At 70.2% G+C, this 18,840-nt stretch carries 26 protein-coding genes and 3 tRNA genes; 16 read left to right on the top strand and 13 right to left on the bottom strand.

Annotated features, from left to right (window positions below; all coding sequences use genetic code 11):
- Positions 1–97 precede the first annotated feature (97 nt).
- The 7 genes from ACZ6S4_RS42270 (at position 98) to ACZ6S4_RS42240 (ending at position 4,040) form a co-directional block, all read left to right on the top strand.
- Positions 98–769, top strand: coding sequence for a B12-binding domain-containing protein (locus ACZ6S4_RS42270; RefSeq protein WP_465480286.1), 672 nt, complete (start codon positions 98–100; stop codon positions 767–769).
- A 141-nt stretch (positions 770–910) separates the two neighbouring features.
- Positions 911–983 (top strand) — tRNA-Glu (locus ACZ6S4_RS42265).
- A 50-nt stretch (positions 984–1,033) separates the two neighbouring features.
- A tRNA-Asp gene (locus tag ACZ6S4_RS42260) sits at positions 1,034–1,107 on the top strand.
- Between the two features lie 35 nt (positions 1,108–1,142).
- Positions 1,143–1,219, top strand: a tRNA-Phe gene (locus ACZ6S4_RS42255).
- Positions 1,220–1,401: 182 nt separating this feature from the next.
- A complete protein-coding gene (locus ACZ6S4_RS42250) occupies positions 1,402–1,944 on the top strand; it encodes a hypothetical protein (RefSeq protein ID WP_465480269.1) in 543 nt (180 codons plus the stop codon).
- 221 nt (positions 1,945–2,165) lie between these two features.
- Entirely contained in the window at positions 2,166–3,548 is a 1,383-nt protein-coding gene (locus tag ACZ6S4_RS42245) for a hypothetical protein (RefSeq protein ID WP_465480268.1), read from the top strand.
- A 54-nt stretch (positions 3,549–3,602) separates the two neighbouring features.
- Positions 3,603–4,040: a heavy metal-responsive transcriptional regulator gene (locus tag ACZ6S4_RS42240; RefSeq protein ID WP_465480267.1), complete on the top strand. Its 438-nt coding sequence runs from the start codon at positions 3,603–3,605 to the stop codon at positions 4,038–4,040.
- Between the two features lie 96 nt (positions 4,041–4,136).
- On the opposite strand, the gene ACZ6S4_RS42235 is transcribed toward ACZ6S4_RS42240, so the two are convergent.
- Positions 4,137–4,565, bottom strand: coding sequence for a nuclear transport factor 2 family protein (locus ACZ6S4_RS42235; protein ID WP_465480266.1), 429 nt, complete (start codon positions 4,563–4,565; stop codon positions 4,137–4,139).
- A gap of 115 nt (positions 4,566–4,680) precedes the next feature.
- On the opposite strand from ACZ6S4_RS42235, the gene ACZ6S4_RS42230 reads away from it, so the two are divergent.
- The 4 genes from ACZ6S4_RS42230 to ACZ6S4_RS42215 all read left to right on the top strand — a co-directional run bounded on the left by ACZ6S4_RS42230 (position 4,681) and on the right by ACZ6S4_RS42215 (position 7,875).
- On the top strand, positions 4,681–5,052 hold the full coding sequence (locus ACZ6S4_RS42230; protein ID WP_360815742.1) for a YciI family protein: 372 nt from the start codon (positions 4,681–4,683) through the stop codon (positions 5,050–5,052).
- Entirely contained in the window at positions 5,040–6,284 is a 1,245-nt protein-coding gene (locus ACZ6S4_RS42225) for an RNA polymerase sigma factor (protein ID WP_465480285.1), read from the top strand. The genes ACZ6S4_RS42230 and ACZ6S4_RS42225 overlap by 13 nt, the downstream gene beginning before the upstream one ends.
- Positions 6,265–6,717 (top strand): cytidine deaminase family protein, encoded by a 453-nt coding sequence (locus ACZ6S4_RS42220; protein ID WP_465480265.1) that lies wholly within the window; start codon positions 6,265–6,267, stop codon positions 6,715–6,717. Before ACZ6S4_RS42225 ends, ACZ6S4_RS42220 begins: the two co-directional genes overlap by 20 nt.
- A 114-nt stretch (positions 6,718–6,831) precedes the next feature.
- On the top strand, positions 6,832–7,875 hold the full coding sequence (locus ACZ6S4_RS42215) for an SGNH/GDSL hydrolase family protein (protein WP_465480264.1): 1,044 nt from the start codon (positions 6,832–6,834) through the stop codon (positions 7,873–7,875).
- Here ACZ6S4_RS42215 and ACZ6S4_RS42210 read toward each other — a convergent pair.
- The gene (locus ACZ6S4_RS42210) at positions 7,872–8,174 is read right to left on the bottom strand and encodes an STAS domain-containing protein (RefSeq protein ID WP_465480263.1); all 303 of its coding nucleotides are present in this window, start codon (positions 8,172–8,174) and stop codon (positions 7,872–7,874) included. The genes ACZ6S4_RS42215 and ACZ6S4_RS42210 overlap by 4 nt on opposite strands.
- A 38-nt stretch (positions 8,175–8,212) precedes the next feature.
- On the bottom strand, positions 8,213–8,641 hold the full coding sequence (locus ACZ6S4_RS42205) for an ATP-binding protein (RefSeq protein WP_465480262.1): 429 nt from the start codon (positions 8,639–8,641) through the stop codon (positions 8,213–8,215).
- 176 nt (positions 8,642–8,817) lie between these two features.
- On the opposite strand from ACZ6S4_RS42205, the gene ACZ6S4_RS42200 reads away from it, so the two are divergent.
- Positions 8,818–9,132 (top strand): hypothetical protein, encoded by a 315-nt coding sequence (locus tag ACZ6S4_RS42200; RefSeq protein ID WP_465480261.1) that lies wholly within the window; start codon positions 8,818–8,820, stop codon positions 9,130–9,132.
- Between the two features lie 72 nt (positions 9,133–9,204).
- Here ACZ6S4_RS42200 and ACZ6S4_RS42195 read toward each other — a convergent pair whose 3' ends face one another.
- Both ACZ6S4_RS42195 and ACZ6S4_RS42190 read right to left on the bottom strand, forming a co-directional pair.
- On the bottom strand, positions 9,205–9,594 hold the full coding sequence (locus ACZ6S4_RS42195; protein WP_360546980.1) for a hypothetical protein: 390 nt from the start codon (positions 9,592–9,594) through the stop codon (positions 9,205–9,207).
- A 79-nt stretch (positions 9,595–9,673) separates the two neighbouring features.
- The gene (locus ACZ6S4_RS42190; protein WP_465480260.1) at positions 9,674–10,093 is read right to left on the bottom strand and encodes a hotdog fold thioesterase; all 420 of its coding nucleotides are present in this window, start codon (positions 10,091–10,093) and stop codon (positions 9,674–9,676) included.
- Positions 10,094–10,250: 157 nt separating this feature from the next.
- On the opposite strand from ACZ6S4_RS42190, the gene ACZ6S4_RS42185 reads away from it, so the two are divergent.
- Positions 10,251–10,499, top strand: coding sequence for a hypothetical protein (locus ACZ6S4_RS42185; RefSeq protein ID WP_360546977.1), 249 nt, complete (start codon positions 10,251–10,253; stop codon positions 10,497–10,499).
- A gap of 21 nt (positions 10,500–10,520) precedes the next feature.
- On the opposite strand, the gene ACZ6S4_RS42180 is transcribed toward ACZ6S4_RS42185, so the two are convergent.
- Genes ACZ6S4_RS42180 through ACZ6S4_RS42165 form a run of 4 tightly spaced genes read right to left on the bottom strand, consistent with a single transcriptional unit; the run spans position 10,521 to position 13,775 of the window.
- Positions 10,521–11,816 (bottom strand): PrsW family intramembrane metalloprotease, encoded by a 1,296-nt coding sequence (locus ACZ6S4_RS42180; protein ID WP_465480259.1) that lies wholly within the window; start codon positions 11,814–11,816, stop codon positions 10,521–10,523.
- Positions 11,813–12,382, bottom strand: coding sequence for a hypothetical protein (locus ACZ6S4_RS42175; protein WP_465480258.1), 570 nt, complete (start codon positions 12,380–12,382; stop codon positions 11,813–11,815). Before ACZ6S4_RS42175 ends, ACZ6S4_RS42180 begins: the two co-directional genes overlap by 4 nt.
- 56 nt (positions 12,383–12,438) lie before the next feature.
- Positions 12,439–13,002: an RNA 2'-phosphotransferase gene (locus ACZ6S4_RS42170; protein WP_465480257.1), complete on the bottom strand. Its 564-nt coding sequence runs from the start codon at positions 13,000–13,002 to the stop codon at positions 12,439–12,441.
- Positions 12,999–13,775, bottom strand: a complete 777-nt coding sequence (locus tag ACZ6S4_RS42165) for a class I SAM-dependent methyltransferase (RefSeq protein ID WP_465480256.1) — start codon at positions 13,773–13,775, stop codon at positions 12,999–13,001. Before ACZ6S4_RS42165 ends, ACZ6S4_RS42170 begins: the two co-directional genes overlap by 4 nt.
- 18 nt (positions 13,776–13,793) lie before the next feature.
- Between ACZ6S4_RS42165 and ACZ6S4_RS42160 the strand changes: the two genes are divergently transcribed.
- Positions 13,794–14,165 (top strand): PPOX class F420-dependent oxidoreductase, encoded by a 372-nt coding sequence (locus tag ACZ6S4_RS42160; protein WP_465480255.1) that lies wholly within the window; start codon positions 13,794–13,796, stop codon positions 14,163–14,165.
- A gap of 66 nt (positions 14,166–14,231) precedes the next feature.
- Here ACZ6S4_RS42160 and ACZ6S4_RS42155 read toward each other — a convergent pair whose 3' ends face one another.
- Both ACZ6S4_RS42155 and ACZ6S4_RS42150 read right to left on the bottom strand, forming a co-directional pair.
- On the bottom strand, positions 14,232–14,441 hold the full coding sequence (locus ACZ6S4_RS42155; RefSeq protein WP_014687221.1) for a BldC family transcriptional regulator: 210 nt from the start codon (positions 14,439–14,441) through the stop codon (positions 14,232–14,234).
- A 302-nt stretch (positions 14,442–14,743) separates the two neighbouring features.
- Positions 14,744–15,583 carry a DUF8083 family protein gene (locus tag ACZ6S4_RS42150; RefSeq protein ID WP_465480254.1) on the bottom strand — a complete coding sequence of 280 codons (840 nt, stop codon included), beginning with the start codon at positions 15,581–15,583 and terminating at the stop codon, positions 14,744–14,746.
- Between the two features lie 260 nt (positions 15,584–15,843).
- On the opposite strand from ACZ6S4_RS42150, the gene ACZ6S4_RS42145 reads away from it, so the two are divergent.
- The gene (locus tag ACZ6S4_RS42145) at positions 15,844–16,923 is read left to right on the top strand and encodes a Glu/Leu/Phe/Val family dehydrogenase (RefSeq protein ID WP_360546963.1); all 1,080 of its coding nucleotides are present in this window, start codon (positions 15,844–15,846) and stop codon (positions 16,921–16,923) included.
- Positions 16,924–17,102: 179 nt separating this feature from the next.
- Positions 17,103–17,321: a DUF3073 domain-containing protein gene (locus ACZ6S4_RS42140; RefSeq protein ID WP_203775615.1), complete on the top strand. Its 219-nt coding sequence runs from the start codon at positions 17,103–17,105 to the stop codon at positions 17,319–17,321.
- 128 nt (positions 17,322–17,449) lie between these two features.
- Here ACZ6S4_RS42140 and amcA read toward each other — a convergent pair whose 3' ends face one another.
- Positions 17,450–17,674, bottom strand: coding sequence for a multiple cyclophane-containing RiPP AmcA (amcA, locus tag ACZ6S4_RS42135; RefSeq protein WP_212992876.1), 225 nt, complete (start codon positions 17,672–17,674; stop codon positions 17,450–17,452).
- On the bottom strand, positions 17,643–18,746 hold the full coding sequence (gene amcB / locus ACZ6S4_RS42130) for a cyclophane-forming radical SAM peptide maturase AmcB (RefSeq protein WP_465480284.1): 1,104 nt from the start codon (positions 18,744–18,746) through the stop codon (positions 17,643–17,645). The genes amcA and amcB overlap by 32 nt, the downstream gene beginning before the upstream one ends.
- Between the last annotated feature and the right edge of the window lie 94 nt (positions 18,747–18,840).

The raw sequence follows: 18,840 nt of genomic DNA, 5'->3' as shown, positions 1-18,840 counted from the left end.
CCTGGCTGGAGCAGCCTCGGACGAGGGCGACACCTTCTTCCGGGTCGGGGAGCAGCCGCCGACCGTTGACGCGGTGTGGCCCGAGCAGCTCGGTCAGATGTTCGTCGCCCGGGACGGTGGGGGGCATGCCATCCGTACCGGAAGGGCCGGGCCTATTGCTCGCGGGCTGGCCCGCGCCGCCATGCGTCTCGACGGTCCGGCCCTGCGCGACATCCTCGAGATGACCGTCACGGACCGTGGCGTCGTCGCGGCCTGGGAAGAAGTGATCATGCCGGTGCTGATCGGCGTCGGCGAGCGCTACGCGGCCACCAAGCGCTTCATCGAGGTCGAGCACATCCTGTCCCGGGTGGTCACCGAGGTGCTCGGTTCGGTCACGCGTCCACCGAGCAGTCAGATTCCCCGGGTTCTGCTGGCTGCCGCCGACGAGGAACAGCACACGCTGCCCTTGGAGGCGCTCGCTGCCGCGCTGGCACAGGCGGGGGTGTCCAGCAGGCTGCTGGGCGCTCGTGTGCCCGCACAGGCGGTCGCGGATGCCGTCGCCAGGACCGGGCCGGCCGTACTGGTGTTGTGGTCGCAGCTGGCGGGCAGCGCCGACCCCGAGCAATGGACCCTGGTGTTGGCCGGCCGGCATCGGCCGCTGCTCGCCGCGGCGGCCGGACCCGGCTGGCTGCCGGAGCAACTGCCCGCGGGAGTCACTCTTCTCGGCAATCTCACCGAGGCGGTCCAACTGGTGTCGGCGGTCGCCCTCCCCGCGAGCCGGCCGCATTAGTGCAGGTCAGCGAGGTGTACGCGGCGCGAGGGATACCGGTTTGGATGAGGGGCGGTGGATCACGTATGCTTTCCAAGCCTCAAGCGGGGCTCGGTTGGGGCCCACGCCGCCGGAGTTGGAATATGCAATGATGGCGGGGTTGCCCTCATCGTCTAGTGGCCCAGGACGCCGCCCTTTCAAGGCGGTAGCACGGGTTCGAATCCCGTTGGGGGTACGAACCGACCTCGGTCGGGGTAAGTGGTAGAAAGTACGCAGCACGAGCAAGGTCCTGTGGAGCAGTTGGAGTGCTCGCCGCCCTGTCAAGGCGGAGGTCGCGGGTTCAAGTCCCGTCAGGACCGCAACAGCCGAGTCCGCGCGCACCACGGCGCGGCAGGGCCAGGTAGCTCAGTTGGTACGAGCGTCCGACTGAAAATCGGAAGGTCGGCGGTTCGACCCCGCCCCTGGCCACCAAGCCTCTCGCCGGGCTTTGAGCACCGCCCACCTGCGGAAACGCACGGTGGGCGTTTTGCTGTCCGGGCCTGGACGAGGCACCTGGGGACGAGATCAATCTGACCGAGGCCGGCGCGACTTGAGCGGGTCATCTTCGCCGAAAACCGCCACGTGGGCATGGGTACCTCCTAGCGTCATGTCCTGTGAAGGCCGAGGGCATCGCCATCATCGTCAGCATGGCCGCTCTAGGTGTCGCCGCGTGGGCCGCAAAGTACAACAAGGTCTCAGCAAGAGCGGCCGAGCAAGCGTCCATTGAATCTCGACGTTCAGCAGATGCGGCCGCGCAGGTGGCTGCGGTAGAACACGAGCGCGAACACGATCGGCTGAGGCCGACGCTCGCGGAACTCACGACGACGTTCGTCCGCGGTTTCGGCGACGAAGGCATGACCTACCTGCTCATGCGGTTCACCGCACCACGCACCTATCGGATCACTGCTGAGGCGGCGCGTGGTGGCCAGCGTTGGGCACTCGAACTGCCGGAGGTAGCGCGGGCGGGCGAGACTCTGACGATCGTTGTCGAGCAACCGTTTGATCCGGGCCCGGTCCATGCCAGGGAAATCGACATCATGTTCTCGCCTCCACGGCCGGCGGATGGCGGAGAGCCGTGGTCGTGTCCGTGCGACCGACCCGCTGGTGCCGCTCACTGGAGATTGATGGTGACGCCACCGTTACGCGTGGATGCCTGACGCGACGCGATGTCGCGGTTGGTGCGGCAGCCAGCGAGCGGGTGGCGTCGGCCGCGGCCAGGCTCTGACCGAGTACATCGGCATGATCGCTGAGGTCTCCGACCCAGTAGCAGCAACCACTCGCGCTTACACATGTCCACGGTGGACGAATGACGGGGCAGCGCAGCCATCTCCGCTCTCTTAAGATCCGCTGCGCCCCACCCCTCACAAAAGGATGTTGCATGAACCTGGCTCCCGCCGGGCGGCACCTGGCCCGCCTAGCCCTGACGGCAACCACCACCGCCGCCGTCACCCTCTCCCTCGGCACCGCCCCTTCCCTGGCCGCGACCGAAGAGTCCAGCACCACCGCCCGAGTCTGGGCCTTCATCGAGGACATGACAGTCGCCCCCGCCGGCGCCCCGGCCAAGGACTTCCGCCTCGAAGTGATCACCAGCACGGCCGTCAACCCGCGCCTCGTGATCGACGTCAGCGACCTCACCGGTCTCGTCTCCTTCGCCTGGCCGGCCGGCTGCACCACCCAGGGCGCAGTCGCCACCTGCCCCGCCCCGCCCGGATCCATCGACAACAACGCGCCCCTCTTCATCCCCGTCACCGCCGTTGCCGGCGCCCCGGCCGGTCGGCACGGCACGATCCGGGTTCGCGGCGACGCCGACAATCCCGGCGACGGCAGCGACCTCATGAACTCCGACGCGGTCATCACCGTCTCCGGGGACGGGCCCGATCTGGCCGGGCTCGAGGACGGGCTGATCCCGGACGCCAAGGTCGGCGACCGCATCTACGCGCCCATGGCCGTGGCCAACTTCGGCAACCGGGCCGTCAAGGGCATCCGGGTCACCGTCGAGTTCAGCAAACCCCTCACCCCCATCCCGTACGCCAACTGCCGGTACGGCCACCGCACCACCTTCCCCGAGCGCGGCACCGTCGCTGTCTGTGATTTCGCGCAGCGGATCGATCCCGGGGCCGTGTTCAAGCTCAGCCGCGGCTTCGGCGCCCTCGTCACCGACGCTGCCGTTGATCACGAGGTTGTCGAGTACACGATCGCGCCGCTCGCCGGGGCCGGTCTGCCGGACGGTGTGGTTCTAGCCGGGCGCGGCGGGTCGCGGCTGCCGCTGGTCACCGTCACCTCGGCGCCGAAGCGGGCCAAGGTCAGCCGGGCCGCCGATGTCGATCACGCCAATGACTACCGGTACTGGGGTTTCGACGTCGACAACCTGTCGGACGTCGCGGCAGTCGGCGCCTCCGCTTCCGGCTCGATCGGTGAGACCGTGCAGGTTGAGGTCGGTTCCCGCAACGTCGGCGGTGCCATCGACTTCACCCGCACCGGCAGCAGCGCCGGACGGTTCCGGTTCCAGCTTCCCGGGGGTACGGAGGCCACCGACGTTCCCGCCGACTGCCGGCTCGACGACGAGGCGCAGGCCGTGACGTACGTGTGCCAGCTGCCGTCGCTGTACTTCGACCGCGGCGCCACGTTCCTGCGCACCTTCGGTCTGCTGATCACCGGACCTTCGTACGAGGCCGGAGTGGTGTTCGCCGACCTCGACGGGGCGATCGACGAGGACTACACCAATGACCGGGCCGAGGTGAACGTCACCGTTCTGGGCTGAGGCCGGCATCGACGCTTGACGTTGGACCGTGGTCCAAGGTTTAGCGTCGGTGGCATGAGCGCGACAACAGTTCCGGCGGCGGGCCTGCGAGTAGCTGAACTCGCAGCCGCCGCCGGAGTGCCGTCCGACACCGTCCGCTACTACGAACGGGTCGGGCTGCTACCCGCGCCGGCCCGCACCTCCGCCGGCTATCGGGCCTACGACACCGCCGCCGTCGACCGGCTGCGCTTCATCCAAGGAGCTCAGCGGCTCGGCCTGAAGCTCCGCGACATCGGCGACCTGCTCGCCGTCCGCGACACCGGCGTCTGCCCGTGTGAGCCCGCCGAGGATCTGCTGCGCCGGCGGCTGGCCGAGCTGGACGTCGAGATGGCCCGGCTCGCCGCCCTGCGCGCCGACATGGTCGCCATGATCGACGCTATTCCGGCCGATGACTGTCCTCCTCCCACGCCCGGCACTTGGTGCCCGCCCGAGGAAGGGGGTGCATCATGCTGATCCGTGCCTGCGGCTGCGGCTGCGACTGCTGCTGACCATTCCACCGACGCGCGGGCCGGCCGGGCGCGAACCCGGCCGGCCGCCGCGGATCACCCGTCAGGGCTGCAGGGAGACGGATGCCCGCATGGTGCCGTCCATCTCGAACGGAACCGACTCGTGTTCGTGCACGACCAGCCAGTTCCCGTCGATCCTCCGCAGGCCCAGGGTGACCCGGAACCACAGGCTGAAGCTCTCCGGCTGCCCGAGGGGCGTCGCGGTCAGGCGGTTCAGGCTGGTGCAGAAGGCCACCGATCCGTCCACCGTCACCTCCAGGTCGCGGACCTCCATGCTCATCGGGCCTTCGAAGGTCGCCAGCCACTTCTCCACCGGCGCCACGTCGTCACCGGCCGACGGCTGACGCAGCGGCGGCGCCAGGTTGTACTGGATCATTTCCGGCGCGTTGTGCGCCACCATCGCCTTCGCGTCCTTGGCGGCCACCGCCGCTGCCCGCGCCAGCACCACCCGGCGAATCTCGGTCGTGTCCATCGTTCCCGCCTTTCGAGCAAACTCGTTGAGAAAAGCCTTACCCCGGGAGGTAGAAGCAGCCCCGCCGGTTTCGACGTCTCCGGTGAAAGAATTTCCGGGACGTATGGAGGCTCCGATGAAGTACCTCATCCTCATCCAGTCCAACGAGCGTTCGCTGGCCGTCTGGGAGACGCTCAGCGACGAGCAGCGCATGGAGTTCGGCCGCGGGCACCTGCAGCTCACCGAGGAGATGACCAAGGCCGGTGTCTGCGTCGCCTCGGAGGGCCTCGCCGACCCCTCGCTGGCCCGCTGGGTCTCCGTGCGCGACGGCCGTACCGTCGCCTCGGACGGACCGTTCGCCGAGGTCAAGGAGCACCTGGCCGGGTTCTATCTGATCGACGTCGAGGATCTCGACGAGGCGATCAGCTGGGCGGCCAAGGTGCCCGACGCCGCGTTCACCCAGGTCGAGGTGCGACCGGTGCTCGACATGAGCGGCTGGGAGTTCTGAACCCGCCGGCCGGCCTGGAGGACCTGCTGCGCGAGAGTGCGCCGCAGGTCCTCGGCGCGGTCGTGCGGCGCTTCGGCGACTTCGACACCTGCGAGGACGCGGTGCAGGAGGCGCTGCTGGCCGCGGCTCAGCAGTGGCCGGCCGAGGGGGTGCCGGCCAACCCGCGGGGGTGGTTGATCACCGTCGCCTCGCGGCGCCGGATCGAACTGCTGCGCAACGAGACCGCCCGGCGCCGGCGCGAGGAGGCAGTCCGGTACGAGCCGGAGCCCGCGCCCGCCTCCGCGGTTGACGACTCGCTCACCCTGCTGCTGCTCTGCGCCCATCCCGCCCTCAGCACCGGGTCGCAGGTGGCGCTGACCCTGCGCGCGGTCGGTGGCCTCAGCACCGCCGAGATCGCCCGGGCCCTGCTCGTGCCGGAGGCGACCGTCGGGCAGCGGATCAGCCGGGCCAAGCAGAAGATCCGCGACTCCGGGGCCACGTTCAGCCTGCCGCCGCCGGGTGAGCGCGAGGCGCGGCTGACCGCCGTACGCCAGGTGTTGTATTTGATCTTCAATGAGGGTTACACCGCGAGTTCCGGGGCGCGGCTGCACCGCACCGAGCTCAGCGCCGAGGCCATCCGGCTCACCCGGCTGCTGCGGGCGCAGCTGCCCGACGACGGCGAGGTAGCCGGGCTGCTCGCGTTGATGCTGCTCACAGACGCGCGGCGGCCGGCCCGCACGCTGCCCGACGGATCGCTCGTGCCGCTGGCCGAGCAGGCCCGCTCGCGGTGGGACGCGACGGCGATCGCCGAGGGCGTCGCGCTGATCACCGAGACGCTCGCGAGTGCGCCGATCGGTCCCTATCAACTACAGGCCGCGATCGCGGCGGTGCACGACGAGGCGGCGCGGGCCGAGGACACCGACTGGCCGCAGATCCTCGAGCTGTACGGGATGCTGCACGCCCTCGCCCCCGGCCCGATGGTGCAGCTCAACCGGATCGTCGCCTTGGCCGAGGTGCACGGGCCCGTGCTGGCACTGGCCCGGCTCGACGTCGCCGAGGACGACCCGGCACTGCGCGGGCATCACCGGCTGGCGGCGGTCCGCGCCCACCTGCTGGAGAAGTGCGGTGATCTGACCGCCGCGCACGCCGCCTACCTGGAGGCGGCCCGGCTGACGCTGAGCGCCCCTGAGCGGCGGTATCTCCTGGCCCGGGCAGCCGCGTTAGGGTCAGCCGGTGACCATCGATCTTCGTGAGCTCACCGCCGAGGACCTCGAGCTGGTGGAGTTCGCCCGCGGCATCGTCGACGCCAACACCGACGGCGAGGACGGCGTGCACACCATGGGCGCGGCGGTCCGCGGCGTGGACGGCCGGATGTACGGCGGCATCAACCTGTACCACTTCACCGGCGGACCCTGCGCGGAGCTGGTGGCGCTCGGGCACGCCCGTGCCTCCGGGGCGCGGGAGCTGGCCACGATCGTGGCGGTGGGCAACTTCGGCCGCGGACCGGTCGGACCGTGCGGCCGTGACCGGCAGATCCTCTTCGACTACCACCCGCGGATCCGGGTGATCCTGCCGACCGGCGAGGGCATCCGCAGCGTCCGGATCCGCGACCTGATGCCGCTGGGCGCCGTCTGGACCGTCGAGGAGGGCACCCAGCCGTACGACCCGGCCGTCTTCGCCGACTGAGCCCCGGGCCACCTGCACCTTGATCACAACCCACGGCTACCCGCCGGGTCTCGAATGGCCCCGCCGGCACCCGATCTGTCGGGAGTCTTTGCTGGCAGAACGGGGGAGCTGGTCGTGGGATCTGCGGGGCGTAACACGGGCGCGCGGCGTCTGGGCATCAAGGTCATGACCGGGGTCCTGGCGGCCGGGCTGGTCGCGGGTCTCGGCACTCCGGGAGCCGCACGGGCACAGATCGCCGCCCGGGTCGCCGGAGACGCCCCCGCCGAGGCCCGCATCGCCGGCTCCGGTGCGCTGCGCGTCCTGCCGCTGGGCGACTCGATCACGCTCGGCACCGGATCGCCGACCCGCAGCTCGTACCGGATGGCCCTCGCCCAGCGGCTGCTCCGCGGCGGCATGCAGATCAACTACGTCGGTTCGCAGAGCAACGGCGCCGGCGGCGACAACCAGCACGAGGGTCACGGCGGCTGGGACATCGACGAGATGGCCGCCGAGGTCGACGGCTGGCTGGCCAATTCCCAGCCGGACGTCGTCCTGCTGCACGCCGGCACCAACAACATCACCAAGGGCGACGGGCCGTACGCGACCAACCGCAAGCTGTCCGGGCTGATCGACCAGATCCGGGCCGCGCGGCCGGAGGCGTACATCTTCGTCGCGCAGATCATCGGCTCGCGGGTACCGCGGGAGCTCGCCCACGACCGGGTCTACAACCGGCTCATCCCGGGCATGGTCGCCGCCAAGCAGGACCCGCTGATCACGGTGGTCGACCAGTCCACGGTCGGCGGCATCGACCTGCACGACCTGCACCACCCGAACGACTTCGGCTACTCGAAGATGGCGTGGAACTTCTACCGGGCGATGGCCAAGGTGTACGGCACCTCGGGTTACACCGGCAAGAACCCGTACACGCTGCAGTCGACGTACCGCTGCCTGGCCGCCAAGGTCGTGCTGGACGGAGAGGTGCGGCACCGCACCGAGTGCCGGACGTGGAAGTTGCGGACCGTCACGGCGGAGATCAACGGCGACACCCGACGGGTACGCACGTGGCAGACGCTGCGCACGGTCAAGCAGGCCTACCGGGTCCGGGTCGGCGGCCAGGTGCGCACCCGTACGCGGCTGGTCAGCAAGTGGACCGGCCCGGGCAACCTGTCGACCCTCTAACCGTTGAAGAGGGCCAGCACGCCGGAGACGTCGAGGACGCGGTGCACCAGGCCGTGCGCGTTGACGATGCGCAGCGGCACGCCCGCCTCGCGACCGGCGTTGAGGCCCTCGATCAGCGCACCCATCGCCTCGCTGTCCAGGAACACCGCCGCGTCGAAATCGACGACGACCTCGGCGGGAGCTGATCGCACGGCCTCGAGAAGGGCGGTGCGCATCTCGTCGCGGGCGTTGATGTCGAAGTCGCCGAACAGCCGGACGACGGCGGCCTCGCGGACGATCTGGTAACTCGGCTGGGTCACGGACACCTCTGACGGTTTACGAATCCCGTGATCATAAGTCAGCTCGGAACCGGGAACTCCGCCCACACATGCTTGGTGTGATCCTCGATGTACCAGCCGAGGTCCAGGGCGAACTTCTTGGCCAGGTACAGGCCCAGCCCGCCGGCCCCGGGCGGCCGGTCGTCGGCGTACTGCGGCACCGTGTCGGGGCTGTGATCGGCGACGTCCAGCACGAAGACCTCGTCGTGCCGGCCGAGCCGCACGATGGTCGGCGGCAGACCGTGCCGCAGGGCGTTGGTGGCCAGTTCGGTGGCGACGAGCACGACCTTCTCCGGGATCTCGTCCAGCTCGGCGCCCGCGGGCAGCGGCTGGCCGGTGATCGCCTCGTGCAGGGAAGCTCGCAGGCTGCGCAGCTGCACCGGGCTGTCCAGCACCCACTTGTGCAGCTCGGTCATGGCGGGCGGCGACTGTGCGCTCAAGAAGGGCATGAGTGAATGTTTCCCAGGGTGGGCCACGATCATGTGCGTTTTCACCCCCTCAGCGGGCGGCCCCCGACAAGCGGCATCGGCCAGTTTGACCTTTCTTGCAGTCTGCGTGGGGGCCTAGCGCTGCGGGCGTGCGTTCCGTACAGCTAACCGGGAACAAAGTTCACGGGAGGAACGACGTGCCGAAGTTCAAGAGCGCGGAGGAACAGGCGGCCTGGACGATGGCGGAGGCGCTGAGCGAGAAGGGCTTCTCCTGCATGCGTCAGGCGGAGGAGGCCGCGGAGAATTTCCGCTCGGGCAAGATGCAGATGCGGCGCAACTTCAAGGCCCGCGGCCTGTCCGAGGTCGACGCCGACATCCGCTGGTCAGGCATGACTGCGGCGAAGAAGGCCCTGGGCGACAACGCCTGGTACATGTCCCAGGCCACGATGTACAACGAGGCCGCCGCCGCCCAGTACGCCAAAGCGCTCTACCTCAGGCACGACGACGGCTGAGGCGCGGCGAGCTCAGGCCGCCAGGCCGGTGCCGCCCAGGTCAGCGGTGCGGGGCGAGCAGCGGATCGTCGCTCATGCCGCCCGGTGGCGCAGGGTCGCCACGGTGGAACCGGCCAGCGCGAGCAGGCAGTCCGGGAGCTGACCGTCGGCGATGGCCGCGCCGAACAGGGCCTCGCCGGTGGAGATGTCGCCGTTCACGTACGCGCTGACGAAGCGGGCGACCCAGCGCTTGTCGTACCGCGCGTCGTCGATCCCGGGGAAGTCGAGCGTCCAGGCGCCTCTGGGCACGTTCTGTCCCACCATGGTCGCAGCGAGACACCACGCCACGTCGTACGCCCCCACGACGCCCGACCGGTCGACCACCGCGTCGAAGGTGCCCACCACAGCGTCGCTGTCGCCACTGAGCGCGCAGTGCAACACCTGCGTCGCGTCGTCCAGGGCGTGCTGTGGTATGTCCGTCACGTGGGAAAAGGTACGCGGATACGTCAAGAATTGCCGCTCAGGCAGCGATCCCGCTGGGGTTTTCCGCCCCGGGTGGGGATCAGGCGCCGCGCAGCAGGCAGGTGAGACGCGCGGTGCACACCCGGTCGCCGTCGCTGTCGGTGATGACGATCTCGTAGGTCACCGCCGTCCGGCCGCGGTGCACCGGCGTGGCCACCCCGGTGATGGTCCCGGAGCGCACACCCTTGTGGTGCGTGGCATTGATGTCGACGCCCACCGCGAAGGGCCGGTCGACCGTCGCGCCGTGCAGCACCGCCCCGACCGAGCCGAGCGTCTCCGCCAGCACGCAGGACGCCCCGCCGTGCAGCAGGCCGTACGGCTGGGTGTTGCCCTCGACCGGCATCGTGGCGATCACTCGCTCGGGGGTCGCCTCGGTGATCTGGATGCCCATGCGCTCGCCCAGGGCACCCCCGCCCCCGCTGCCGAAGAGCTGCTGCATGCCGTCCGCCGCTGTAGTCACGCCCGGCTACGTTACCGGTGAGTTCCGGCGGAGCCAGCGACATCGGTCACACCACTGGCGACGGATCCCTACCTTCGAGGTCGGTTCGGGTCGCGAGGGGGCGACCCGAGCCCTACGTTGGTCAGATCCGCTGCGACGCATCACCTGAGGAGACACCATGAGCGAGCCCAAGGAGATCGTCGAAACCCGCGGCGACGACCGCGTCGACCTGCTGGCGACGGACACGAACGGCGACGGCAAGCCGGACGTGTGGGTGGCCGACACCGACGGCGACGGCAAGGCCGACCTGTTCCAGTTCGACACCGACGGCGACGGCAAGGTCGACATCACGATGGCCGACCTCGACCAGGACGGCACCCCGGACACGATCGTCGACGGCGACGGCGGTCACCCCCCGACCGCCTGATCACACTGGCGTCCCGGGCCGTCAGCCGCCGCCGAGTGTGCTGATGGCGGCCCAGAGCACGGCGACGGCGAGGGCCGTGGTGAAGACCGCCGAGGCGGTACGCCGCCACGGCCCCTTGCCCTCGGGCGCAATCGCCTCCGGGTGCCCGAGGGCGATGAGAGTGCGGCGCTGCCGGCGCACCTCGTGCTGCCACCGGCTCAGGTCGGCGGTGCCGCGGCTCAGCTCGACGGCCAGCCGGGCCTGCGCGCGTTGCAACCGCCGTACCGCTGCCCGGGCCCGCAGGCCCGCCCGGGTCCGCGCGTGCCAGCGGGCAGTGGCCCGCCGCGAGGAGGATCTGAGGGCTTCCCGCTCCCCCGGGGTGATCAGCTCGTGGTCGTCGAGCTTGGCCAGCTGCACGGCGTAGTAGTCGGCCTCGCGGTCGTGGGCGGCCCGCACGAGCAGCAGGACCAGCAGCAACGGCGGCAGCCCCTTGCAGACCAGCACCACGAGCAGGGCCAGGGCGCCGTTGCCGAGACCGTCGCGCAGCAGCGGCGAGTTCCACAGGAAGTGCGAGGCCCACGCGCCGAGCACGGCCAGCATGGCGACGCCGATCCGGATCCGCCAGGGCCGGTCCGCGCGCACGACCAGATAGCCGATACCGGCTCCGGCCAGCGCGCCGAACAGCGTGTGACTCCACACCCCGGAGAGGAAGCCGCGCAGCAGGAACGTGGTGATCACCGGCTCGATGTGGTCCCCGCGCCCGGCCAGCGCGACGGCGCCGAGCGCGTACACGATGTCCTCGATGATCTGGAAGCCCAGCCCGACCATCGCGCCGTAGACCACGCCGTCGAGCACGCTGTTGACCTGCGCGCGGGCCACCAGCACGATTGCCACCACGCCGAGCGTCTTGGCGATCTCCTCGACCGTCGGGCCGGCCAGCGCGGCACCCCAGTCGGCGGCCAGGTGCGGCGAGCCCAGCTTGGCGATGAGGTCGTCGAGGGCCGCGCTGCCGGGGATCGACACGCTGGTGGCCACCAGGCCACCCCAGGCGAAGGCCAGGGCGAGCAGGGCGGGCGGCTCCCGCTCGAGGAAGTCCAGCTCACTGACGATGAACCAGAACGGTACGGCGAGCAGCGCGAACAACCCGATCGCGGTGAGCGTGGCCAGCGGGTACGTGCCCAGGAAGCGTCCCGCGATCAGCGTCATCCGCACGCCACCGGCCACCACCAGCGTGAGCACGATCCAGAAGGCGGGCAGCCGGATCAGCCCGGGGCCGTAGTGGGCGCCGGGCTGTACGGGTGCGGTGCGGTCGCTGCGCAAACGGGACTCCGTCGTCATCCGGTGTCCACCGGGTCGTAGCGCAACGTCCGGGTGCTGGCGTCGATCGCCGGCAGGGTGCGGCCCAGGTCCAGGTCGGCGCCGCTGACGGTGACCTCGATGGTGCGGCCGTCGGCGACGAAGACGGCGTACCGGCCGCCACGGCCCGGGGCGGTGTATCCGCCCTGCAGACCGGCCAGGCCCGAGCCGGTCGCGACGGTCAGCTCGGTGCCGGTGACCTGATAGCCCGGGGTGCCGGTGATCCGCTGGCGCAGCCCGTTGGCCGCGGTCGCCAGGTCACCCTCGAAGGGCCGGACGGTGATGAGGTAGCGCACCGGGCCGAGCCGGAACAGAGCTGTGCCGGCGTCGTCGGTGGGCCGGGTCTCGGTGACGTCGATCCGCGATCCGGGCGGCGGGACGACCGTGACACCCCCGCCGATCGCGTACGGGCGGTCGGTCGGCACCGGGCGGTCGGCGGGCAGCGCCCGGTCCAGGGCGGGCAGGCCGACGCCGAGCCCGGCGAGGGCCAGGACGAGGCTGAGCGCACCGAGGAGGTTCATCAGCTGACGCCGAGTAACCCACCCCATCTCAATACGCTAACCGGCCACCCGCACCGCCTCCCGGATGAGCGTGTTTTGTCTGTTTACTCCGAATGTTCGCGAAGGCTCCCGGCCGGCACCGCGGCGGTCAGCCACACCCCGTTCTGGCTGCGGTGGAACACGTGCCCGGCCGCGGCCATGGCCCCCGCCTCCACCGCAAGGACGACCACATCCGTGGTGCGGCGGCGACCGACCACCAGGGCGGTCGCCACGTCCGGCGACAGGTGTACGTGCTGACGGCTGCGCGGGCGCAGGCCCTCCCGCAGGATCGCGTCGAGGTTCGCCCGGGGAGTGCCGTGGAAGAGGACGGCGGGCGGCTGGGCCGGCGGCAGATCGAGATCAACCTGCACCCGCCGGGAGTGGCCCTGATTGGCCCGGATCCGCTCGACACCGTCGGCGCCCGTCTGCACCGCGAAGCGGGACTTGTCGTTGTGCTCCACCACGACGTCGAGCTCGGCCCGGGTGATCCGCAGCGCGGCGAGCAGGTCCGCGACCGGCACCCAGCCGTTCGCATCGAGGGTCAGGCCGGCCGTCTCGGGCCGGTGCCGCAGCACGAGCGACAGCCGTTTGCTGAGCCGCACCTGCTCCCTGGTCAGCACCGTGCTCACAGTCGTAGCTCCATGACCGCAAGGTAGTAAGGCCGGTCCTCCGTGTCGACGGATTTGAGCCGCCACCGGCTGCCGGCCAGCAGTCCGTCAAGCTCCTCGACCGAGCAATTGAGGTAGTCGAACCACTCCGTGGCCAGCAGGCGGTACCGCAACCGCAGGCGCAACTGACCGCCGAGCCGCCCCCGGTCCCGGTTGCGCTGGTGGTACGCGACGTGCACGGGGTCCGTGGTGCCGTACGGATCGGTGCCCTGGGCGATGATCCGGGCTCCCGGGCGGGCCAGCTCGGCCAGCGCGGCGAGGAAGTCGGGGGCCCGCTCCGGCCCCTCGATCAGGCCCAGGTTGTTGCCGAGCAGCAGGAACGTGTCGTAACGGGCCGCCGAGCGGGCGTACGCGTCGACAGTGTTGAGCACGGTGTCCCGCAGCCCCCGCTTGCGCGCCACCTCGATCGCCCCCGCGGAGGTGTCCAGCCCCGTGACCGCCATGCCGCGGTGCTGCAGCTCCAGCGCCGTACGCCCGGCCCCGACACCGATGTCCAGCACCGCGCCCCGGGCGAGCCGCAGCGCGCGGTGGTCGTGGGGTTGCCACTCGCCCGGCGCGGCCAGGTAGTGCTCAGCGGGCGCGCCGTTGATCAGCCCGTCGTCGCGTTCGATGATCTCGATGACCGGCCGCGGCACCCGGCCGCCGGCCAGCGGTCGGGGGCCGATCCCGGTGTGCACCGCGTAGGCGTCCCGGATCATCTCGCCGAACACGTCACCGATCGTAGGTTGATCCATTGCCACTACTCTTGGTCCATGGCGACGCTGGAGCAACTCGGCGCGGAGAAGTACGTCCTTCTGACGACGTTCCGCCGGGACGGCCGGGCGGTGCCGACCCCGCTGTGGGTGGTGCCCGACGGCCCCGGGCTGGCGTTCTGGACGCCGGCCGGCACCGGCAAGGTCAAGCGGATCCGCAACAGCGGCCGGGTGACCGTGGCCGCGTGCGACGTGCGCGGCAACGTGCGCGGTGCGGCGATCGAGGCCCAGGCGCGCATCGGCGACGCGGCCGACCTGCGCCGGGTCGGCGAGGGGCTCAAGCGCAAGTACGGCCTGATGGGCCGGCTCACGCTGCTGGGCAGCAAGCTGCGCCGGGGCGCGGACGGCACGCTGGCCATCCTCGTCTCCTGAGACGAAGAAGGGGCGACTGCCGGCCTGGCATTCGCCCCTTTATCGATCTCTCGGTCGACTGCGGTTTCAGTCGCCCTGACGCTGCGTGGGGATCTGCCCCTGCAGCAGGGCGCGAACCTCCGACTCACGGTAGCGACGGTGCCCGCCCAGGGTGCGAATTGCGCTGAGCTTGCCCGCCTTGGCCCACCGGGTGACGGTTTTCGGGTCGACACGGAACATCGACGCCACCTCGGCCGGCGTGAGTAGCGGCTCAGGATCATGCGTACGCGATGCCATCGGTCACTCCTCCACAGGTACCTAAAGACATCGGCCGGGGTCCCGCCGGCCGGTGCGTCTCTCATGGTCCGGCTAGTCCCCGATGTCCGACATGGGCCGAACGGCCGAACGTCCCTAGATAGACGGTTGAAGCATGCCCGATTTTTACCTGTTTTCTACGCCAGAAAGTGTCTTGTTTGGACCGAATATCACGCTTCGCGGGACGGCGATTACGAAGAGTGTTCGCCTAGAGAGCGCTTCCCAGCACGGTGTTCCGTGCCCGTTCGTCCCATATTCCCTGGTCAGACGGTCATAAACGTCGATCAGTTGCAGCGCTCGAGCAACTGCACCGCTCGCCACCGGGCCACGAGCTTCTCGTAGGCGTCCGTCGCCGCGTCCGCGTCGCCCCGGGACAGCGCCGAGATACCGGCCGCCACCAGGCCCGGGGAGTCGTCCTCGGCCAGGGCGTCCGCGCCCAGCAGACCGGTCAGGCCGCCGTAGTCCAGCTCGACGATCGAGCGGGGATGGAACTCCTCCAGCCACCGGGTGCCCTCCTCCACCGCCTCGGTGATCGGGGCATCGCCCAGCGACTTGCGCAGCACCGAGACAGCCCGGTGCGCGCGCCGGCGGGCCTTGGAGATTTCGGTGCGGTAGCGCAGCGTGCGCCGCCCGTCGGCCAGGCTGATCTCACGCTCGTCCAGGTCGACGAAGACGAACCAGCGCAGCGGTACGCCCCACGTCGCGATCTGCTCGTGCACCCGGGGCACCCCGCGCTCGAGCACCTTGGCCCCGCTGCGCCAGTCCTCCACGATCGCCTTGGCCTGCCCGGCCAGCACCGGCGGCACGAAGGCGTCGGCCAGCACGCTGGGCACACCGTCGCGCGCGTTCAATGCGGCCTCGGCGACGCGCAGGCGCAGGTTCCACGGGCAGACCAGCAGCGTCTCGCCCCACTCCAGGACGTACGCCTCGTCGGGCAGGTCGGGCAGCCGGGTCCAGCCCGCGCCCAGCGCCTCCAGCACGGCGGTGCGCTGCCGGACGGGACCCTCGACGGGGCCGAGCGCCCGGCCCTCCCGCGCATACCGGCGCCAGAAAACCTGACGGTCCCGGTCGAAGGCGGTCAGCGGTTCGTAAATCCGCAGGTACGACGCGAACAGTGACGGCACGCCGCCGATCCTTTCACGATATCGGCGGCAATCGCCTTCTCCCGCGCTACCGAACCGTCACCGCCACCGCGGACGCCGGCTCCACATTGGCGCCGGGGTGCTGGTGGCCCACCCGCGTGACGCCGGGCGAACGGCGTCCACGGGAGTGTCATCGTCCGCTCGGAAGGACGCTGCGGTCGGTCTAGGCTCGTCGTATCCGGCCCACCCCGCCGGCCCGCAGGCCTCACGAGGGCCCCGTCACAACCCAGGAGAAATCGCAGATGAGTGTGTTCGACACCGAAGGCAGCGACGCCGCCGGACACGAACAGGTCGTCTTCTGCCAGGACCGGCAGACCGGCCTCAAGGCGATCATCGGTATCTACTCGACGGCCCTCGGGCCCGCGCTCGGTGGCACCCGGTTCTACCCGTACGAGAACGAGGAAGCGGCGATCACCGACGCGCTGAACCTCTCTCGCGGGATGGCGTACAAGAACGCGCTGGCCGGGCTCGACCTCGGCGGCGGCAAGGCCGTGATCTGGGGCGATCCCAACAAGATCAAGAGCGAAGGGCTGCTCCGCGCGTACGGGCGGTTCGTCGAATCGCTGCACGGCCGCTACTACACCGCCTGCGACGTCGGCACGTACGTCCCGGACATGGACGTCATCGCCCGCGAGACGCGCTATGTGACCGGTCGCAGCGTCGAGCACGGTGGCGCCGGCGACTCCTCCATCCTGACCGCCTGGGGTGTCTTCCAGGGCATGCGGGCCGCGGCCGAGCACACCTGGGGCAGCCCCACCCTGGCCGGGCGCCGGGTGGGCATCGCCGGGCTGGGCAAGGTCGGCAAGTATCTGGCGGGTCACCTGATCGAGGACGGCGCCGCGGTCGTCGCGACGGACGTCAGCGAGGCCGCGCGGGAATGGGCCCGGACCACGTACCCGCAGATCGACCTGGTGGCCGACACGCAGGCGCTGATCACCGCCGACATCGACGTGTACGCCCCCTGCGCGCTCGGTGGCGCGCTGGACGACGACACCGTGACCGCCCTGCGGGCCAAGGTCGTCACCGGCGGCGCCAACAACCAGCTGGCGCACCCGGGCATCGAGAAGCTGCTCGAGGAACGCGGAATCCTCTATACGCCGGACTACGTGGTCAACGCCGGTGGCGTGATCCAGGTGGCCGACGAGATCGAGGGCTTCAACTTCGAGCGGGCCAAGCTGCGGGCGACCCGGATCTTCGAGACCACGGGGCAGATCCTGCGCCTGGCCGACGCCGAAGGGGTACCGCCGGCGGTCGCGGCCGACCGGCTCGCCGAGCGCCGAATGGCCGAGGTGGGCCGTTTGCGCAGTATCTACCTGAGTTGAGGGTTTTGTAGGCCATCGCGCGTCGGGTCGATGACAAGGGACGACGCGCGATGGTGGTACACGCAACCCGAGGTGCCGAAGCGGGCATCGCCCATGTACCGTAAGACCCACGAGAGATGCCTGACGTCATCGGGGCCCGCCTTCGGGCTGCCCCGAATTCTGTGCGAGGGGGTCGAGCCATGGGGCGCGGCCGTGCTAAGGCCAAGCAGACGAAGGTGGCCCGGGAGTTGAAGTACCACTCCCCGAACACCGACCTCACCGCCTTGCAGCGCGAACTGGCGGGTGCCGGTGGTAAGTCCGACCATCAGTTTGTCGACGACGACGATCAGTTCGTCGACGACGATGACGAGGACGACGCGGACGACGACCAGGATCCCTGGTCGCCGACAAGGCGCTGACCCGATCGAGGATTGCACAGAGCACGCGGCTTACCGCGTGCTTCCGTGTGTCGTGGTCGTTCCGTAGTCATTCCGACGGCAATGATGCCCACGCGGGTTGAACACCGCGTGGGCTTCAGAGCCGCCACTCAACGGGGACGGTTGTTCCAGTTGTAGAACGTCGGGATGTTCTCGAAGTGGTTCCAGGCGCACACCGCCGAGCCGTCTTTCGTCGTGCTCTCCGAGCGCCGTTCCCGGGCCTCGGCCGCCTCCTCGATGAGGGCGGCCAGCCCGGACCGGGTCTCTTGCACCCGTGCCGTCACGGGATCCGTCTCCACGCGGTCAGACAGCCGTGGGCTCGTGATCTCGGGCATGGTCCAGCACTCCCTCCAGTAGGCGAATCTTGCTGTTCCGGCAGTGCTCCGTCGCCGTGACGTCGAACCTGCCGTGCTCGAAGTAGCGGTTCGCCGCGTGCGCGGCGCCGCAGAAGCCGAAGTAGGGGCACTGGGCCCGGCAGCCCTCGACACCGTCGAGGAACTCGCGGATCCAGGGCGTCTCGGTGGCCCGTTCCAGGATCTCGGCCAGCGGGGTCGTCAGCACGTTACCGCTGGAGAAGTCGCCGTACCGGGGATCGGAGAAGCCGGCCAGCTCCGGGGAGAGCAGCACGACCGAGCCGTCCTCGGCCACCGTGGGGATCGGGTCGAGCCGGCGGGGCAGCACGGTGTCGGCGGTGCCGTCCAGGACCGCGGCCGCGTACCGCAGGGACCACTCGATCTCGCGCAGGTGGATGCGGGGGTCGCGGCGCCAGGCCCCGACCAGCTCCGCCCAGAAGGCCGTGACGTCCGCCTCGGGATGCCGGTTGTCCCGCAGGTTGACCCCCTCGAGCTCCTCGATGTTGATGCCGAGCACGTCACAGCCCAGATCGAGGAAGTATTCGTACAGCTCGGTGGCCAGGCCCGGCTCGGGACGGGCCACGACGCAGAGGGCGGAGAACGCGATACCGTGCCGGCGCAGCGCGTCGATCCCGCGCATGATCCGGTCGTAGGCGGGCTTGTCGCCCCGGGTGACCCGGTCACCGTTGCGGGCCTCGGGCCCGTCCACGCTCACGCTGACCCGGATGCCGTGCTCGACGAAGAACTCGCACCAGGCGTCGTCGATCAGCGTGGCGTTGGTCTGCACGTGGTGCTCGACGTCCGCCCCGAACGGCTCCAGCAGCGCGGCGAAGTGCTCCCGGCCGGCCGCGAGGGGCTCGCCGCCGTGCCAGACGACCGAGAACCGGCCGGTCCGCGACCAGGGATTCACCGACGCGGCGACCGCCTGCGCGACCTCGACGGGCATCTTCCGGTCGATCTTGCGGAACGGGAGGTAGCAGTAGGAACAGTCGAGGTTGCAGAGCGTGGTGGGCTGCATGACGACGTAGGTGGGAACCGTCGAGATGCCCCGCATCCCGCTCCACAGCTGTGCCACCGGCGCATCCACCCCCGTCCCTCGTCAGGCTATGCGGCGTCGTCCACCTTCCCGGCCGAAAAAAGATCCGCGG

It is taken from the genome of Actinoplanes sp. NPDC051405 (genome assembly GCF_055586185.1).
The sequence above is the reverse complement of the archived record's forward strand: the minus strand, read 5'-3'. Positions and strand labels throughout refer to the sequence as shown.

Coding starts and splice junctions, on each gene's coding strand:
- ACZ6S4_RS42270 (WP_465480286.1), top strand. CDS start 98: ATGTTCGTCGCCCGGGACGGTGGGGGGCATGCCATCCGTACCGGAAGG.
- ACZ6S4_RS42245 (WP_465480268.1), top strand. CDS start 2,166: ATGAACCTGGCTCCCGCCGGGCGGCACCTGGCCCGCCTAGCCCTGACG.
- ACZ6S4_RS42240 (WP_465480267.1), top strand. CDS start 3,603: ATGAGCGCGACAACAGTTCCGGCGGCGGGCCTGCGAGTAGCTGAACTC.
- ACZ6S4_RS42235 (WP_465480266.1), bottom strand. CDS start 4,565: ATGGACACGACCGAGATTCGCCGGGTGGTGCTGGCGCGGGCAGCGGCG.
- ACZ6S4_RS42230 (WP_360815742.1), top strand. CDS start 4,681: ATGAAGTACCTCATCCTCATCCAGTCCAACGAGCGTTCGCTGGCCGTC.
- ACZ6S4_RS42205 (WP_465480262.1), bottom strand. CDS start 8,641: ATGCCCTTCTTGAGCGCACAGTCGCCGCCCGCCATGACCGAGCTGCAC.
- ACZ6S4_RS42185 (WP_360546977.1), top strand. CDS start 10,251: ATGAGCGAGCCCAAGGAGATCGTCGAAACCCGCGGCGACGACCGCGTC.
- ACZ6S4_RS42180 (WP_465480259.1), bottom strand. CDS start 11,816: ATGACGACGGAGTCCCGTTTGCGCAGCGACCGCACCGCACCCGTACAG.
- ACZ6S4_RS42175 (WP_465480258.1), bottom strand. CDS start 12,382: ATGGGGTGGGTTACTCGGCGTCAGCTGATGAACCTCCTCGGTGCGCTC.
- ACZ6S4_RS42165 (WP_465480256.1), bottom strand. CDS start 13,775: ATGGATCAACCTACGATCGGTGACGTGTTCGGCGAGATGATCCGGGAC.
- ACZ6S4_RS42160 (WP_465480255.1), top strand. CDS start 13,794: ATGGCGACGCTGGAGCAACTCGGCGCGGAGAAGTACGTCCTTCTGACG.
- ACZ6S4_RS42155 (WP_014687221.1), bottom strand. CDS start 14,441: ATGGCATCGCGTACGCATGATCCTGAGCCGCTACTCACGCCGGCCGAG.
- ACZ6S4_RS42145 (WP_360546963.1), top strand. CDS start 15,844: ATGAGTGTGTTCGACACCGAAGGCAGCGACGCCGCCGGACACGAACAG.
- ACZ6S4_RS42140 (WP_203775615.1), top strand. CDS start 17,103: ATGGGGCGCGGCCGTGCTAAGGCCAAGCAGACGAAGGTGGCCCGGGAG.
- amcA (WP_212992876.1), bottom strand. CDS start 17,674: ATGCCCGAGATCACGAGCCCACGGCTGTCTGACCGCGTGGAGACGGAT.
- amcB (WP_465480284.1), bottom strand. CDS start 18,746: ATGCGGGGCATCTCGACGGTTCCCACCTACGTCGTCATGCAGCCCACC.